Source organism: Sinomonas sp. (genome assembly GCF_051955515.1).
Taxonomy (GTDB): domain Bacteria; phylum Actinomycetota; class Actinomycetes; order Actinomycetales; family Micrococcaceae; genus Sinomonas.
The window spans coordinates 1-15,325 of record NZ_JBQCGQ010000065.1 but is presented as its reverse complement, the minus strand read 5'-3'; the positions used below and the strand labels follow the sequence as shown (position 1 = coordinate 15,325).

At 65.3% G+C, this 15,325-nt stretch carries 16 protein-coding genes; 3 read left to right on the top strand and 13 right to left on the bottom strand.

Going from position 1 to position 15,325, the window contains the following annotated elements; all coding sequences use genetic code 11:
* From ACTHL9_RS03635 to phnA, 7 genes are all read right to left on the bottom strand, one after another.
* Positions 1-411, bottom strand: a 411-nt coding sequence (locus tag ACTHL9_RS03635; RefSeq protein WP_440517378.1) for an acetyl-coenzyme A synthetase N-terminal domain-containing protein, incomplete at its 3' end; no start/stop codon positions are given.
* Complete coding sequence (dapA, locus tag ACTHL9_RS03630) at positions 408-1,331, bottom strand: 4-hydroxy-tetrahydrodipicolinate synthase (RefSeq protein WP_440517376.1); 924 nt, start codon at positions 1,329-1,331, stop codon at positions 408-410. The genes ACTHL9_RS03635 and dapA, both read right to left, overlap by 4 nt.
* Positions 1,332-1,333: 2 nt before the next feature.
* Complete coding sequence (locus ACTHL9_RS03625; RefSeq protein ID WP_440517375.1) at positions 1,334-2,482, bottom strand: TIGR03364 family FAD-dependent oxidoreductase; 1,149 nt, start codon at positions 2,480-2,482, stop codon at positions 1,334-1,336.
* 53 nt (positions 2,483-2,535) lie between these two features.
* Positions 2,536-3,435: a LysR family transcriptional regulator gene (locus ACTHL9_RS03620; protein WP_440517374.1), complete on the bottom strand. Its 900-nt coding sequence runs from the start codon at positions 3,433-3,435 to the stop codon at positions 2,536-2,538.
* A gap of 24 nt (positions 3,436-3,459) precedes the next feature.
* Positions 3,460-4,923: an aldehyde dehydrogenase family protein gene (locus ACTHL9_RS03615; protein WP_440517373.1), complete on the bottom strand. Its 1,464-nt coding sequence runs from the start codon at positions 4,921-4,923 to the stop codon at positions 3,460-3,462.
* A gap of 53 nt (positions 4,924-4,976) precedes the next feature.
* On the bottom strand, positions 4,977-6,341 hold the full coding sequence (locus ACTHL9_RS03610; protein ID WP_440517372.1) for an MFS transporter: 1,365 nt from the start codon (positions 6,339-6,341) through the stop codon (positions 4,977-4,979).
* 103 nt (positions 6,342-6,444) lie between these two features.
* The gene (gene phnA, locus ACTHL9_RS03605) at positions 6,445-7,794 is read right to left on the bottom strand and encodes a phosphonoacetate hydrolase (RefSeq protein ID WP_440517371.1); all 1,350 of its coding nucleotides are present in this window, start codon (positions 7,792-7,794) and stop codon (positions 6,445-6,447) included.
* Between the two features lie 407 nt (positions 7,795-8,201).
* On the opposite strand from phnA, the gene ACTHL9_RS03600 reads away from it, so the two are divergent.
* The gene (locus ACTHL9_RS03600; RefSeq protein WP_440517370.1) at positions 8,202-9,542 is read left to right on the top strand and encodes a peptidoglycan DD-metalloendopeptidase family protein; all 1,341 of its coding nucleotides are present in this window, start codon (positions 8,202-8,204) and stop codon (positions 9,540-9,542) included.
* A 223-nt stretch (positions 9,543-9,765) separates the two neighbouring features.
* On the opposite strand, the gene ACTHL9_RS03595 is transcribed toward ACTHL9_RS03600, so the two are convergent.
* The 5 genes from ACTHL9_RS03595 to ACTHL9_RS03575 form a co-directional block, all read right to left on the bottom strand.
* Positions 9,766-10,581 (bottom strand): GAF and ANTAR domain-containing protein, encoded by an 816-nt coding sequence (locus tag ACTHL9_RS03595; protein WP_440517380.1) that lies wholly within the window; start codon positions 10,579-10,581, stop codon positions 9,766-9,768.
* A 316-nt stretch (positions 10,582-10,897) separates the two neighbouring features.
* A complete protein-coding gene (locus ACTHL9_RS03590) occupies positions 10,898-11,203 on the bottom strand; it encodes a hypothetical protein (RefSeq protein WP_440517369.1) in 306 nt (101 codons plus the stop codon).
* A 2-nt stretch (positions 11,204-11,205) separates the two neighbouring features.
* Positions 11,206-11,331 carry a hypothetical protein gene (locus ACTHL9_RS03585; RefSeq protein WP_440517367.1) on the bottom strand — a complete coding sequence of 42 codons (126 nt, stop codon included), beginning with the start codon at positions 11,329-11,331 and terminating at the stop codon, positions 11,206-11,208.
* A gap of 522 nt (positions 11,332-11,853) precedes the next feature.
* On the bottom strand, positions 11,854-12,591 hold the full coding sequence (locus tag ACTHL9_RS03580; protein ID WP_440517366.1) for a hypothetical protein: 738 nt from the start codon (positions 12,589-12,591) through the stop codon (positions 11,854-11,856).
* Between the two features lie 136 nt (positions 12,592-12,727).
* On the bottom strand, positions 12,728-13,015 hold the full coding sequence (locus tag ACTHL9_RS03575) for a hypothetical protein (protein ID WP_440517364.1): 288 nt from the start codon (positions 13,013-13,015) through the stop codon (positions 12,728-12,730).
* 786 nt (positions 13,016-13,801) lie between these two features.
* Here ACTHL9_RS03575 and ACTHL9_RS03570 point away from each other — a divergent pair.
* Both ACTHL9_RS03570 and ACTHL9_RS03565 read left to right on the top strand, forming a co-directional pair.
* Entirely contained in the window at positions 13,802-14,068 is a 267-nt protein-coding gene (locus tag ACTHL9_RS03570) for a type II toxin-antitoxin system Phd/YefM family antitoxin (protein ID WP_440517363.1), read from the top strand.
* Positions 14,065-14,319 carry a type II toxin-antitoxin system RelE family toxin gene (locus tag ACTHL9_RS03565; protein ID WP_440517361.1) on the top strand — a complete coding sequence of 85 codons (255 nt, stop codon included), beginning with the start codon at positions 14,065-14,067 and terminating at the stop codon, positions 14,317-14,319. Before ACTHL9_RS03570 ends, ACTHL9_RS03565 begins: the two co-directional genes overlap by 4 nt.
* A gap of 105 nt (positions 14,320-14,424) precedes the next feature.
* On the opposite strand, the gene ACTHL9_RS03560 is transcribed toward ACTHL9_RS03565, so the two are convergent.
* Positions 14,425-14,754, bottom strand: coding sequence for a hypothetical protein (locus tag ACTHL9_RS03560; protein WP_440517360.1), 330 nt, complete (start codon positions 14,752-14,754; stop codon positions 14,425-14,427).
* Between the last annotated feature and the right edge of the window lie 571 nt (positions 14,755-15,325).

Below are 15,325 nucleotides of genomic sequence, written 5' to 3'. Positions count from 1 at the left end.
CCGGGCGCACGCGAGCATCGTCACCACCGCCTCCGGGATCATCGGCAGGTACACCGCCACCCGGTCGCCCTTGGCCACCCCGAGGGACTCGAACGCGTTCGCGGCCCGCTTCACCCGCTCCGTCAGGTCCGCGTACGTGATGGTCTCGGTGTCCCCGGGCTCGCCCTCGAAGTGGATCGCCACCCGGTCCCCGAGCCCTGCCTCCACGTGCCGGTCCAGGGCGTTGTAGGCCGCGTTGACCTCCCCGCCCACGAACCACCTCGCGAACGGCGCCTCCGACCAGTCCAACGCCTGATCGAAGTCCCTCGACCACGTCAGGTACTTCCTCGCCTGCTCCGCCCAGAACCCCACCCGATCCTCCGACGCCTCGGTCAGCGTGTTTGCGGTACGCACATCTTTTCCTTTTGTCATGAAGCGAATGCCAATTCTGCGGCGACGATGTCATCAAAAAGCTCTGCCGCCGCGGCTTCCGTTGGTTCAACGAGAGGGAGCCTCACGGTCGAAGAGGGAAGAATTCCACGCCGCTTGAGCACTTGCTTCGCGGCAACTGCCCCCGGCATCCGACCCATGACGGCGTCGATCAGCGGAGCCAGATCACGCTGAATCCGCCGGGCGCGGGGAAGGTCGCTGCCATTGACGGCCTCGATGAGCTCGCGAAATCGCCGTGGTCCCGCATGAGCCGAGACGCTCACCAGCCCCGTTGCTCCGGCGGCCAACCACGGGAGAGCAAGTGCGTCGTCGCCGGCATAAACGGCCAGATCGGTCCTGGTCATGACTTCGACCGCCGCCGCGAAGTCGGCTTTTGCATCCTTGAGGGCAACAATCTTCGGATTGTCCGCGAGACGCATGATGGTCTCGGTATCAATGGCGATTCCGGCCCGGGCAGGAACGTCGTAGACCATGACGGGCACATCAGTTGCGGCCGCCACATGGGAAAAGTGGTGGAATATCCCGTCTTGGGTTGGCCTGGTGAAGTACGGGGCCACCACCATCTGACCATCTGCACCCGCCGACGCGGCCACGCGGGCGAGCTGGGCGGAATGCGCGGTGTCATTGCTCCCCGTGCCGGCGATGACCTTGGCCCGGTTGCCGGCCGATCCCTTCACAAGACGGAACAGGGCCTCCTTCTCGCGGTCCGAAACCGTGGAGCTCTCACCGGCGGTTCCGCAGACAACAAGGCCCTCGCAGCCATCGTTCACCAGAAAGTCTGCGAGCGCCAGGACGCCATCGAAATCCACGCGGCCGTCTTCAGCGAACGGCGTCACCATCGCAACGACGAGCTCGCCGAACGGGGCACCGCGCCCGATTGGCCCTTCGACCTGTCCCACCATGATCAGAGGCGATCGAAGGTCTCGGCGGCAATGCCGAACGAGAGCGTCATGCCGATGCCGGACGTGACGGTGATCGCGGTCGTCCTGGCATCCACGTCCTCGACCACAAGAGAGGTCAGCGGGCTCGAGGCATAGATTCCCTGCCAGCGCTGCGTGACGGTCAAACGGGAACCGATGATCTGTTCAATCTCGCGCACCAGACGTGCCGTCATCCACTCGTCCTGGAACGGCGGGAGGGTTTGGCCATAAACGTGGCTGTCGCCAAGCAGCAGCGTGCCGTCAGGGCGGCGTGTGAACATCACGTTCGCCACCATGTCGAGCAGCTCAGGACTATGCCCGTGGATCTCTTCACGCACGGCTGCGGCCGCGGGCATCGTGGTGAAGCCGTCGTAGCGCGTCATCGAGGTTCCGGTCAGCACCGCCGAATCGAGGGTGTATCCACGGGGAGCGGGTGCCATGGCCATCTGGAGGGCGCACCGCTGGATCTGGAATCGGGATGCGAGGTCCGGGAAGAGGTAGTCCAGATCGTGGCCTACGCAAACGAGGACCTTATCGGCATGGAATGTGCCGCGGGAGGTCACGACAGTCCCGTCGTGGAGGTCCTTCACGGACGTGTTCCAGTGCAGCTGAACGCGTTCTTGGTTCTGCAGCCAGTCTGCAATGTCACCAGCCGCGGTGCGCGGATCGACCCGCAGGTCGGCTGGCAGGAACGCTCCGCCGCAAATTGTGGGATCGGGCCTACCCGTCGAGGTGAGGCGGGCCGCGGTCTGATCCGCGGTCAGCATCTGAACTGCGTCGGCACCGCGCTTCGCCGACAGCTGCTCGAGCACTTCCAGCTCAGCTCCGCTGCGGGCGACGACCACGGCGCCCGCTTCAGGTGACCAGAAGCCAACGGATCGGGCGGCGGCCAACCAGCCTTCCCGTGATCGGTAGGCGGTCTCCAAGTACGCGCCGTCTTGGGCGGTGATGCAGCAGTGGCCGAAATTGCGAATAGATGCACCATTCGGTCGCGCGTCCCTCTCAAGGACACGCACGGAATATCCCTTTCGGTGAGCCTCGAAGGCGTGGGCCAAGCCAACGATTCCGGCACCGATGATGATCAGGTCTGTGCGGTCGCGGTCATTCAGCTCTGGACTAGGAAAAGAGTTCATGGTGATGCCTTTCTGAAAGCGGCCCTCTATCTCATGACGGCCTCGCGGACGATTCAGGGTCCGGGCCAGGTATGCATCTGCTTGATCAGGTGGACGAACGCATGCTCGATCGGTGTGAGAGGCTGGCCTGCCATGTGGACGAGGGAGACGGGGCGTGTTGGGGGCGCCGGATGAATCTTCAGCCGGACAAGATCCCCTGAGCGGAGGTCTTGGGCTACAACGTGTTCGGAGATGAGGGCCACTCCGAGGCCGGCCCTCACGGATTCCCGGGCGGCTTCCGACGTCCAAATGGTCCATTGTTCGGCCTGGGTCAGTTTCCATTCGGCCAAGGCTTCGTCTTGGTCTGAGCGGGTGGCTGATCCGATCTCCCGCAGCAGGAACCGTTGGTCCTTCAGGTCGTCGGCAGTGAGGGAACGGCCGGCGAGGGCGCTGGCCCGCCCGGCCACCAGCACCAGCGCATCCTCGAAAATCACGGTGCATTCCAGCTGCTCGTGATTCACCTTGCCTGCGCAGATCCCCAAGCTGACCTCACGATTGACGAGCCAGTCCGCCACCCGCTCGGCATTCCCCACCCGTAATTCGGTGTGGATGCCCCTGTTCTCGGCCAAGAACCGGCTCAGTACCCGCGGCAGGAGATAGGAGCCGAGCGTGCTGGTGCCCGCTACGGAGAGCTTGCGGTCCTGAATTCCCTGAGCCGCGGAGACATCCTCATCGACCTGGTCCATCACCTCGAAGATGGTCCGTGCGTGCTTCGCGAGAGCCTCACCCGCCGGGGTCAGAGTCGCCCCGGCAGGGCCGCGGTCCAGCAGACGGGCTGACAGCGAGGTTTCAAGGCTCCGCACGTGAGCCGAGACAGAGGGTTGGCTCATATACAGCTGTCGCGCTGCCGCCGAGAAGCTGCCGGTCTCCGCAACAGCAAGGAAGATGCGCAGTCCTTGGATGCTCAGGTTCATGCTCGTGGCCTCAAACCCGGATTCTCAGGCCGGGAAGCTGATGCAGGCCGACCTCCACTCGGTGTAGAAGTCCCAGGTCTCTGGCGAGCATTCCGGGGCGCCGTACTGGGAGAGCTTAGCTCCCATATGCGGCATATGGGGCCACGCGCCGACTCCTGGCCTGTTGACGTGCAGCATTCCAGCCTCGAACTGTTGGAGGGCGTCATAAGCGCGGGTCCGGCTATTGGTGAAGATGGTTCCGGACATTCCGTATTTGACCGAATTCGAGATGCCCATGGCGTGATCGAAATTGTTCGCGTCAATGACAGCGAGCACTGGTCCGAACACCTCCTCGGTGGCCAGCTCCGAATCCGCGGCGACGTCGGTCAGGACTGTGGGTTCCATGAAGTAGCCGTTGGCAAGCTCGCCCGAGACAGCGCGGGCACCGCCAGTCCGTACTGTTGCCCCCTCCTGTCGGGCTCGTCCGATGGCCTGCAGGCAGGCATCGAGCCGGTCCTCGTTCACCACCGGGCCGAGCCGCGTCGATTCCGCAATGGGATTACCGATTCTCAGTTCGGCAACGCGGCCCAGAATTCGGGCGACGAGATCCTCCCGGACGCCTTCCTCGACCACCACTCGGCTTGTTGCGCTGCAGCGCTGGCCCGCCTGACCGAAGGCCCCATGCACTATGGCGTCCGCTGCCAGGTCCAGATCAGCATCCGCCAGGACGATCACCGCGTTCTTGCCGCCGAGCTCGAGCTGCGTTCTGGCCAGCCGAGGGGCTGCCGCCGACTGGATCGCCAAACCCACGCCCAGGGATCCCGTGAAGGAAATCCCACGGACCTCGGGGTGGCTCGTGAGCGCCTCCCCGGGGGCCCGGTCGCCCTGAACGAGATTCAGCACCCCTCCAGGGACGCCCGCCTCCGTGAAGATCTCCACCAGCAACGCTGCCGTGTGGGGAGCCAGCGGCGAGGGCTTCAAGACGGCGGTGCATCCCGAAAGCAGGGCCGGTGCCATCTTCCACACCGGAATGGCGAGTGGGAAGTTCCACGGGGTGATGAGGGCGACGACGCCGATCGGCTTGCGCCACGTCAGCGCCACGCTGCGCGGCTCCTCCGCGGGCAGTGTGGACCCGGAGATCCTCCGACCCTCACCCGCGACGTATCGCAGAATGTCGACTGCCCTTTGCGCCTCCCCCAAGGATTCCCGCAGGCATTTGCCCTGCTCTCGCGTCACCGCTCGAGCCAGTTCCTCCTGGCGTCGTGCCAGAATCTCCGCGGCGGCGAAGAGGATATCGCCGCGCTTGATTGATCCCAGGGATTCCCACTGGCGCCCAGCCTTGGCGGCCGCTTCGACGGCATCGAAGGCGTCCTGGGCCGAAGAGTCGGGGAAGAGGCCAATGATGTCCCCGGCATCTGAGGGGTTGGTGTTGGGAAAAGTGGCTCCCCCGGAAGCCGGCCGCCATTGGCCGTCGATGTAGTTCAGCTGCAGTTCGTCGAAGCTGTTCATGGTTCCTCAGTTTCTTGCGTTATTCAGGTGCCGCCCCGGACGGAGCACTGGTGTCAGCTGCTCTGCGGACGTTGGTTCCAGCTGGGGAGGAGAATCAGGGCCGCCAGTAGCGCGGCGGCGGCGAACGTGTAGAAGATGACGATCCCCGGAAAGAAGCCGGGAAGCAAGCCGCCCAGAATAGCTCCCACTGATCCGAAGCCGTTGACGAACCCCGTGGCACCGGCGGCGTACTTGGACGTCCCGAAGTCCACCGCCGCGACCCCGGAGACCATCGCGTCGGCGCCGTAGGCGGTCAGCCCAATGAGCGCCAGCACGGCCATCACGAGTGGAAGCGAGCCAGTTGCGGTGACGACCTGCCACAACGCAAGGGGAACGACCATGAGGCCCAGGCACAGCACGCTCGGCGGGACGCGTCGGGCGCCGAAGACCGTGTCTGAGACCCACCCGGCTGCCACCGGAGCGACAAGGCCTGCGACGCCGAAGGCCACGGGCACCAGAATGGCACTCATGGCACTCAGGCCCGGGAGCGCGTCCAGGACCAGCACCGGCCCCCAGAGGAGGATCGCGTAGCGGGCTGGCTTCAGGAGGAAGTACACGACGCCCAACCGGAGCACCATCGGGTCGTGCCGGGCGGCGGCGAGCAGATCGCGTGGCGAGAACCGCTCCCTCGCCACAACCTTCGGTGCCTTGGCAGCGTCGCTGCGGTGTTCGACGTCGAGCAAGGCGGGATCTTCGTCGATCCCCGGAAGACCGACGTCGGCCGGTGAGTTCCGCTGGAAGATGAGAAAGAGAACGAGGACGACGGCGATCACCGCGGCTCCGGAGATGAAAGCCCACCGCCAGCTGTTGAACAGGGAGTAGGCGAACCATCCGGTCACGGGCGCGGCGACAAGGCCACCGAAGGCGTAGCTGGTGGAGAAGAAGCCCATGGCGCGACCGCGAGTGCGGATCGTGAAGAACGAGGCGATGTTCTTGCTCAGGCCGGACCAGCCCGTGGATTGGGCAAGTCCCTGGACGATCATGAGCGGCAGGAACAGCGCCACGGCTGGAATCACGCCCATCAGAAGGGACGCGACGCCAGCCATCAGCATTCCACCTGCGACAACAACTCGGGTGCCGTATTTCTCGGCGCATGCTCCCCAGACGAACTGGCCGACGGCGTACGCGGCCAGATACGCCGAATCGAGGAGACCGAGATTTTGGCGGCTCAAGAAGCCCTCGTCAAGGATTCCGAGCTGGGCGGCTGAGAAGGCGGAGCGGGGAAAGTAATAGGCAGCGTAGCCCAGCCACGAAAGGGCAAAGATCCGCGCCTGCCATTTGAAGAGGATTTGGCGCTTTGTGGAGGAAGGCAGCCTCAGGGCTGGTTCTTCCGATTGGATGACTGAAGTGTCTGCGGGGCTGGGGTTTGTCTCGGACATGCGAAGTCCTATCGTTATGCAAACCTGGTTTAAGGGGTCAGAGAAGTCCTTGGAAGCCGCCGGTCTTCCCGCCGGGAGGGGCGGCGGGACCCGGTCGGGATGATCAGAGCGAGGGGATGAGATTGGCGGTCGCGTGGGTGGTGGCGACCCAGAACGCGTCGTAATTGTGGACCATGGCGGTTTCTCCCGTGGGGGCAGCCGCGGCCGTCTCCGGGGCTGCAGGCAGCACACGGTTGATGAAGAACGGGATGTTGAGCTCGCCGAGGCCGCCATGCGAGCGCAGCGGGACCTCGAGGTTTCCCAAGTCATGCCACGCCGCGTAGCGGCCCAGAGCGGTGTCCTTCGCAGACAGCACCGTGACATCGCCCATTCGGTCAAGCGGCATGGCGAACAATTCGGCCGCTTCCTCGGACGGGTAGACCGCCGCAATGCCCTCGCGCTCTCTTAGCGCGGTCAGAACCGCTTCCCGGTCAGCGCCGGCGGGCAGGTAGACGTTGGCGAAGGAACCCAGCGCGCCGTGATGCACGGTGTAGGGGTCTGTGATCGGCAGAATCACGCGGCTTCCGCCCTCCGCGGCGTCGGAGGACACGCCGAGAACGGCATTGACCTCTTCTTCGAGGTAGATGACCCGCGGGCTGCCATCGGCCTGATGCTTGGGGCTCATGCCGTGGTCCGCAGTGATCACGACGACGGCCCCGAGTTCGTCGAGCGCGGCCGCATACCGGTCGATCATCGCGTAGAAGTCATTGGCGGTTTCGGTCCCGGGTGCGTTCTTGTGCTGGATGTAGTCCGTCAGCGTCAGGTACATGAGGTCGGGCGTCCGGTCCCGCAGCAGCCGGACACCCGCCGCGAGGACGAACTCGCTCAGTTCCGCCGAATAGACCCCGGGCAGGTCCATGCCCACCATCTCGAGGACCGAGCCGACGCCGTTGGCCTCGACCGTCGCCTGATCCGCCTTCTCCGCTGAAAAGCAGATGCCCCTGTGTGCTGGCTCTACGAGCCGCCCCGAACCCTGCGGATCCAGCCCGGGCTGGGTCAACCCAGCTGCGAGCAGGCGGGAGAGCTTGTCCTTGGCAGTCACGACCGCCACGTCGAGCCCTGCGGCTGCGGCTGCGGCGAAGATGGTGGGAGCGCGCAGGAACTTGGGGTCGTTCATGAGCACTTCTTCGCCCGACTCGGGATCAAGGATGTAATTTCCACAGATCCCGTGCACGGCCGGCGGACGCCCAGTGGCAATCGACATGTTGTTTGGGTTGGTCAAGGTCGGCACAGCACAGTGCGCATTCCATGACGTGCCGCGGGAAGAAATCAACTCTTCGAGCCACGGCATCCGGCCGGCCGCGATGGCCTGCTCGTGATAAGCCGGCTCGCTGCCGTCAATGCAGATGACGACAACCGGGGCGTCAGAAAAGGAGTAATTGCGGCCGTTCACCGAATAGTCCGTCTGGGGCATGAAATCCTGCTCTCGGTTCTCGCCCGGCCAGCTCCTCCAAAGGGAGCCGGCCCGGCGTCCTGACTGGTGTGTTAAGCATCTGCAGGACGCCAAGGCGACAGAAGGCCCCAAAAAGCTATCCCGGCTATCAGCGGCTCCTATGGCTGGCCTGCCTTGGCCCAACCGATGCCTGCAGCACCGCCTGGGCCGCGGGCTGGATCTCGGTTGGCGAAGGCCTCAGCGCGTCCGCTACGGGTGCCGAAGGATGGCCCTGTGGCTCGCGGAATCGAGTACTGACAAGTGTGGTAACCGAGTACGGCGGCCCATGAGAGTGAATGTATGGAAAGGAACCGCGCGACTTCAGGAAAGAAGCAATGGGCACGACCCGTCGCGAAGTCCTTCCCAGGCCACGTCCTTGAAGGTCTGATATGGCATCCCTGATCCCCGCATCGGCAAACGGTCGCCGAGCGGCCACGGCCAGGCTGCGGGGCGCTGCCGCCGCTGCAGCCATCGCCTTGGCCCTGGGTGTTGCGGCGTCGAGACCGGCGCGCGCAGATGACCTCGACAGCCAGAAGGCCACCCTCGATCAGCAGGCCCAGCAGGTCCAGTCCTCGCTGGAGTTTCTTGACGGGCACATCGCTCAGACAGCGGCGGACCTCGCCAATTACCGTGCGCAGCTGCCCGGGGCACAGCAGGCGCTACTCGAGGCACAAGGCCGTGTAGCCGCCGCGACCAAAGAGTCGGATGCCCTCGCCGTCCGGGTTGACGCGGCCCAGCAGGACAAAGCCGAGATCACCCGGCAGCTCAACGAAGACCGTGGAAAGGCCGAGGAGACCAAGAAGCTCATCGGCCAGATCGCAACGCAGGCCTACAAGTCCGGTGGAGTGCCGTCGGATCTGAGCCTCCTCTTCGGCAGCTCGGGCGGCGGCAGCCTCACGGGGGGTGTCGACCTCGCCGATCAGGCGATTCGATCGCAGAACGCGGAGCTCTCGAGCCTCAACCAGCAGACCGCGGCGAACGTCAATCTGGAGGCCAGACTCGGGGCCGTCGAGGAGCAGATCCGCGACCTCAAGGCCCAAGCGGACGCAGCGCTCGCGCGTGAACAGGCAGCTCGCGACGACGCCGCAGCCAAGAAGAGCGCCATCGACACTCTCGTCGCGGACGCAGACCGTCTCAACCAGGAACTCGAGGCTCAGCGCCCGGCGATCCAGAAGCAGATCGCGGACGTCAAGGCGCAGCAGGACGGTGTGGCCGCGCAGATCGCGGACCGTGATCGTCGTCTCCTCGAGCAGTGGCTCGCTGAGCAGGCGGCCCGCAACCAGTCGACGGCGGTCGGCTCACCGTCCGCGTTCGGCCTGCGCCACCCGTTCGCGTACGACATCCCGATCACCTCGGGCTTCGGGTGGCGGGCGACGCCGCCCGGAACCATCGACTTCTTCGGCACCGGCGGCTACATGCACACAGGCGTCGACTTCGGGGCGCCGTGCGGGACGCCCGTGTACGCGGCGGCGGCCGGGACCGTCACGGTCGGCGGTTGGACCACGGGCGGTGGCGGCTGGACCGTCATGATCGCCCATGGGGTCGTCCAAGGGAATGCTCTGACCACGGTTTACTACCATAACTCGAGCGTGGTCGTGTCGCCGGGGCAGAGCGTGACCCAAGGACAGCTCATCGCGTACTCGGGCAGCACGGGCAACTCCACGGGGTGCCATGCGCACTTCGAGACGTGGCTCAACGGCACACCCGTGGATCCGATGACCCTGCTTTAGGACCGAAGCGTTGGGCCCCGGGAAGCGCACCGCCAGAGCTCGTACTCGCACCGAGAAAGAAATCGGACAGACTCTGGGTTCTCGGCGTCTCTGATGTCCGATAGCATCAGCTGACCTCGTCCGCCAGCGCGCCAACTCGTCGAACCCGAAGAGGGTTGTGCACAGGAGCCCCCGCTGTTTGCCGCGTCGCGAGGTCGGGAAGCGTTGGGCCGCCTGAATCCAGTCAGGTGAAGTAGGTCCGCGGGTCCGGGTCGCCGTAGCGGGAGAGGATGGCTGCGGCGATGTCACGCAGCTTCTGGTTGCGGTTCATCGACGCGTTCTTGAGGAACTCGATGGCCTGCTGCGGGCTGCAGTTCGACTGCGCCATGACCACGCCGGCGGCCAGATTGATCGCCGTGCGGGACTCGAGCGCGGCGGCGAGGTCGTCGGCCCGGTCGCCCTCCTGGGCGAGCCGGACGGCAGTGTGGAGAGACCGGGAGGCCAGTGAGGCCAGTTCCTCCGCGCGCTCGCGCAGGTCCTCGGGGAACCCATTCACCTCGGTGCTGTAGCAGTTGAGCGCAGCATCCGCCTGTGCCGAGGTCGGCAGGGGGATCGGAGCGGCGAAGACCGAGCGCAGCGGAGAGGCGGCGACTGCCTCCCGGTACCGGGGGAAGCGCTCCGTGGCCCGGATATCGGGCACGTAGACGCTCTGGCCGGTGGCCGCCGACTCCTGGCACGGGCCCTCCCCGCTGGCGTACTGGAGCTCGTCCATGACATCGGCGGTCGGGTCGCTGCTGGCAGCGGTGCCTCGGCGCCCGTTTCGGCCCACCGTCACGCTGCAGACCACTACGCCCGCGGCCGCACCCGCGCTCGAGAGATCCCGCGCCGCGAGCGCCGACAAGCGTGCAAGGAAGGCTGTGAGGTCGGCACTGCGCAGCACCAGATCCAGAAGCTCTTCTTCAATTGCACGTGCCAAAGCCGAGCTGTCCTCGACCGTTGGCACGTCCGTCACCGCCCCGACTGTCTCGGCAAGGGAAAGGGGGTCGGTCCCCTCGGCCATCTCCTCCACGGCTACCGCCTCTCGACTGGAATCCAGCGCAGGGCCCGATGAAACGCTACCCCTGCCGAGGGCGCGGGCCAAGGCCCCCACCGTCGGCAGGCCGGCACGGTCGAGGCCTGGGAGACGATTGCCAACTGGGCACGGCTCGGGCCGCTGCAGGAGCATTCACTCTCTGTGCCCGCGTCCAGGACCGCAACGTCAAGAGGCACGCGGTTGGCGCGTTTGATGCGTCATCCGCGCAGGTTTCGAACTTCGCGACGACTCTCGGCTGCAGCCCAGGGCGTCCAGAAGGAAGATCCGGGCGCGGCCGCACTTTTCACACGTCCAGGCACTCGTTGATTTGAATCGTGCCGCCAAGAGCGAGGAATGGGTGCCCGGCGAGGAGTTCCCGGACCTCCGAAACAGACCGAGCCTCGACGATCGTGTATCCGTCGATCTCCACTGGCCCGACCGGTGCACCCGTCGCAGACATCTGCCCGGCATCGTAGAGAGGCGATCCGAAGTCCACCATCGCCCGCCCGAGCGAATTCTCGGCCCACGCACGGAAGGCTCGCCGCTGTTCTGCCGCCGTTTCTATGTCCGGGTAGGGGAAACCGTGATACGTGATGAGGTAACGTGCCACCTTCAGACCTCGGGCCAATCGATGATTTGCACCATGCCCCCGCGGGGGATGGGCTGAGGATCCTCGAGCAGGCTGATATAGACGAGCTCGCCGTCTAGGAGGAGAGGCGTCGCGAAGCCGGCATTCACGCCGCCCAGCATCGTCTCGCCCCCAGCCCGAACACACCCCAAGCGGCCGCGATGTCCGCCCTTGGGAACGAGACGTCATGCCACGTTATGAGGAAGCAAGCCATGGGACGCCCTTCCGCCGCTGTGCCGCAAACGTACCGCTTTTCTGCTCAGGTGGGGAGTGCTGCCGCCTTCGGAGAGAGATGCTGCCGCGATTCCTCATCGCTCTCTCGGTGTGACGTAGCCGACGAACATGGGCGGACCGAAGCGAACGAGAAACCGCCCCTGACCTGAGAAAACACCAAACCCCGCACCTCGTGGTGCGGGATTTCCGAGGTGGTTCCGACCGGAGTCGATCGGGTGACCTTTCGATTTTCAGTGAGCCCAAGGGCCTTTTCGCACTATGTCTATGGGCAAAATCCGCAGAATCTCGCGGTTTTTATCCGAGAGTGTCAGTTCGTTTCAGTTGGTTTTCGGGGATTTAATGGCCCAAATATGGCCCAGCGCAGGGCGCGGCCAAGGCCAAGCGCCGGAAGGCTCCCGTCAGGCGCGGCGCCAGCGGTAGTACGGGTCGGCGGGCGTCTTCGAACAGACCATGAGCACACCGTCCTTCGAATACGCGGTCGTTCCCGCCAGACTGGTCTTGCAGAAGGCACCGGGCGTTACGTAGTTCTGCGCCGGGGCGGGCGCAGGAGCGGCAGCAGGAGGCGGCGCTTGCACTGGTGCGGGCGCAGGAGCGGCGGCTGGAGGCGGGGCCTGCACTGGTGCGGGCGCAGGAGCGGCGGCTGGAGGCGGGGCCTGCGCGACCGGTGCCTGAGGCGCAGGGTCCAGTGTGGGAGAGTCCGACGGCGATGGGGACGGGGTGCTCGTCGGAGTGGGCGTTGGTGTCGCTGTCGGCGTAGATGTTGCGGACGGCGTTGTCGTTGGCGTGGCAGAGGCGCTGATGGCGGGGCTCGGCGCTGTCGGACCGCCTGTGGCGTGGTTGGTGTCAGCCGCCGGACTGGTGTGCGGCATGGCGGTCGCCGCAACCCCGAGCGAGGCGAATCCGACGATCAGCGATCCCGCGAGCCCGATTGCAGCGAGCTTCCGCCCAGAGTACTTGAGCCAGGATCGACGGCCCGTGGCCAATGAGTACAGGGAGGTGAAGACGAGCACCGCGAAGAGGACGAACAGCCACCCGAACGGACCGGGTGGAGGCGTCACGAACACGAGGATCAGCATCAAGGCGGCGAAGCCTGCTCCAACGAAGGTGGATGTCCCCCAATTCCGCGTGAATTTCATCGGTTCCCCATATCGTCATCGGTACTCAAGCTCGTTGCTCTGGCGCAGGCCGCCCTCGGCCGGCAAACAGGTTCCCATGACTCAGGAGCCCCGACCGTCGAGAGGCGATGTCCCGGACCTTCATCGCCGGCAGACGTCACCGGCCGTTTCTGCACTTGGCTCTGGCCTCGGGCGAGCGGTGCCTGACATTGCACCCCAGGTGCATGTAGACCGGCGCCTTCGCGGTCCGGGACTTGGTGCGCAGGGACCTCTCGAGGGCATAGGCTGCCGAGTCGACCGGGTGTGCGACCTTGTGCGCCGTCCACATCGCATTTCGCACCGGCTTCGGCACCACGGCCTTCTTGACGCTGCGCTTGACCGCGCGCACCGGATGGACGACCCGGCGTACCTTGCGCGGGATGAGCAGCCGAGTCAGAAATCCCATGTCTTTGCTCCTTCACTCGCCGTCGCTTTCGAGGGAGTTCGAAGAGGCAAGCGGAACGGAGCATTGAGCCATCAGAACCCCCTCAGCCAACCGAACACCACCCGCCCTCCATCGGACCAGAGGCGCCGGTAGGTCGGCGTCCCCACACCCATCCCGCCGAATGGGGCGGAAGCGATCACCGAGAAAATCGCATCAGCAAATGCTGTACATGCCCAAGTCGTCGCTGTCGCAGAATTTACACCTCGGATGCTGGATTTCATACAGTCTCGTCACAATTGCTTCCCCTCGGGTTATCCCGCGCTCTGCACGTCGCCCTGGGACGGAGCAAGGGCTCGCCCTGACCGACCCTGCTGCTCGTTCTGGGCGCTCGTTGGGCGCATCCCCTGGGTGTGGCCCTCGCGGTGCTGGTATGCCCCTCGCAACTGACCGTCGTGCGACAATTGCGTGACGGAATCAAGGACAGTTCATCGTCTACTCGGGCGGCCCGGGCAACTCCACGGGGTGCAATCCCCGCTTCGAGACGTGGCTCAACGGCTCACCAGTGGATCCGATGACCCTGCTCTAGGACCGAAGCCCAGTCGCCCCGAGCCTCCTTGACGGGCCGCGTCGAGTCCGTAAGGCGCCCGCTCGACCGTCGGTGCGCGTAGGCCATCGAGGCTCCCGCCAGACCGCCGTCGCCTCGCCAGCTTTCAACTTGACGAAATATCCGTTATCGGCGATAACGTACTTAGTAGGGGAGTAGCGCCAGAACTGCCCAGAATGTACATCAACGGGTACGATTGAATCATGAGCGAAGTGACGATCACCGACGCCCGCGGACGGCTGTCCGCCCTAGTGGACGAGGCGCACCGCGCGCACGAGCCCGTCTACCTCACGCGCAGGGACCACGCTGTGGCGGCGATCGTGGACGCCGACCAGCTGCGTCAGCTCCTGGCCGACGCCGAGGAGCTTGCCGACATCCGCGCCGTGGACACGGCGTGGGAGGAGACCGAGCGGCTCGGCGAGACTCCGGTGCCCTGGGAGGAAGTCAAGCGCGACCTCGGCCTCGAATGAGCTACCGGATCGAGGTCCTCCCGGCCGCCGTCCGATCGATCAGGAAGCTCCCGCCCGAGGTCAAGCGCCGCATCCAGGCTGCCGTCGAACTCCTCGCCGACAACCCGCGCCCGCCCGCAGCCAAGAAGCTCACCGGGCGCCCCGAATGGCGCGTGCGCACCGGCGACTACCGCATCCTCTACCGCATCCGGGATGAGATCCTCCTCGTGGTCGTCGTCGACGCCGGACACCGCCGCGAAATCTATCGATGAAGTCAGTTAAGCGGACTGGCCGGCATAGGCGAGGGGCAGCTAGGTGCCGCCGGTTCGTGAACTGAAGGGAGCCTGATTCTGCATCCGGAGGACACGGATGCCGGTTCACGGCTGGCGAAGGAAAACTCTGAGGCCGCCTCTCTTGCCGTCCCGGTCATATCGGCGGACGACGCTGACGCTCTTAAGGCGCTCGAGGATCTTAACGTGGGCCTGGTTGTCGGGCACCAAGGGTCTCCTGTTCCCCCTATCGGCGATCGCCGCATAGTCCCCTCCAAGGGCGCGCAGGAAGTCGCGCAGCTCGTTCTCGGACATTGCGGATGATGAAGCAAGCCGGATGAGAACGACCTCGTCAAGCCCCGAGTCCTTTGCGCGCTGAAGTCGGGGATAGTCGAGCGGGATTCCCTCCCTATCCGCAAACTGGGCAGCGGCTTGCACTCCTAGTGCGTGCCAGTGGGCGTCGGCGTCGATGCTGTCGAAAATCAGCCGCTTGAAGTCGGTGCGGATTCGGGGCTGTAGAAGAACCGCGGGAGACAGTCGGGCGGCAAAATCGCGGGGCTGGCGTAGTTAGCAAACTGCGCGGACCTGCTGATGGCTGCCTCGCGAGTGGGCCAGTCGACCAGAGCCGGTCCTCGAAGGCCGTGGCGTCATCCGCGATAATCCCGTACTCAATGAGCAAGCCGAGGAGTTCGCCTGACTCAGGTGAAATCTGACGAGCCGACAGAGGAACATCGAGGCTCAAGCTCCGAGCGAGGCCCGCCCGCACCCAAGCACTTCCGAGAGCGTCCCGAGCGGAGATGATCTCCAATGCGACGGACGCGCGCTCAGCATCGTGGCCTGCCTCCGTCTCGCTGATGGCTCCCGCGGCTTCTAGGAGGCCGGCGAGAGGCTGGTCGATTCCTATGGAGTGTATGTACCGCGAGACGTTGCGGAGTGTAGTTGGCCGGATCGAGGATCTCATCGCCCGCCAGCGGGAGATGCCATTTGCCGAGGCGATGTCGGCGGCGGC

Excerpts from the sequence above, each read along its gene's own strand:
- dapA (WP_440517376.1), bottom strand. The coding sequence starts at position 1,331 with ATGGTGGGACAGGTCGAAGGGCCAATCGGGCGCGGTGCCCCGTTCGGC.
- ACTHL9_RS03625 (WP_440517375.1), bottom strand. The coding sequence starts at position 2,482 with ATGAACTCTTTTCCTAGTCCAGAGCTGAATGACCGCGACCGCACAGAC.
- ACTHL9_RS03620 (WP_440517374.1), bottom strand. The coding sequence starts at position 3,435 with ATGAACCTGAGCATCCAAGGACTGCGCATCTTCCTTGCTGTTGCGGAG.
- ACTHL9_RS03615 (WP_440517373.1), bottom strand. The coding sequence starts at position 4,923 with ATGAACAGCTTCGACGAACTGCAGCTGAACTACATCGACGGCCAATGG.
- ACTHL9_RS03610 (WP_440517372.1), bottom strand. The coding sequence starts at position 6,341 with ATGTCCGAGACAAACCCCAGCCCCGCAGACACTTCAGTCATCCAATCG.
- phnA (WP_440517371.1), bottom strand. The coding sequence starts at position 7,794 with ATGCCCCAGACGGACTATTCGGTGAACGGCCGCAATTACTCCTTTTCT.
- ACTHL9_RS03600 (WP_440517370.1), top strand. The coding sequence starts at position 8,202 with ATGGCATCCCTGATCCCCGCATCGGCAAACGGTCGCCGAGCGGCCACG.
- ACTHL9_RS03595 (WP_440517380.1), bottom strand. The coding sequence starts at position 10,581 with ATGGCCGAGGGGACCGACCCCCTTTCCCTTGCCGAGACAGTCGGGGCG.
- ACTHL9_RS03580 (WP_440517366.1), bottom strand. The coding sequence starts at position 12,591 with ATGAAATTCACGCGGAATTGGGGGACATCCACCTTCGTTGGAGCAGGC.
- ACTHL9_RS03575 (WP_440517364.1), bottom strand. The coding sequence starts at position 13,015 with ATGGGATTTCTGACTCGGCTGCTCATCCCGCGCAAGGTACGCCGGGTC.
- ACTHL9_RS03570 (WP_440517363.1), top strand. The coding sequence starts at position 13,802 with ATGAGCGAAGTGACGATCACCGACGCCCGCGGACGGCTGTCCGCCCTA.
- ACTHL9_RS03565 (WP_440517361.1), top strand. The coding sequence starts at position 14,065 with ATGAGCTACCGGATCGAGGTCCTCCCGGCCGCCGTCCGATCGATCAGG.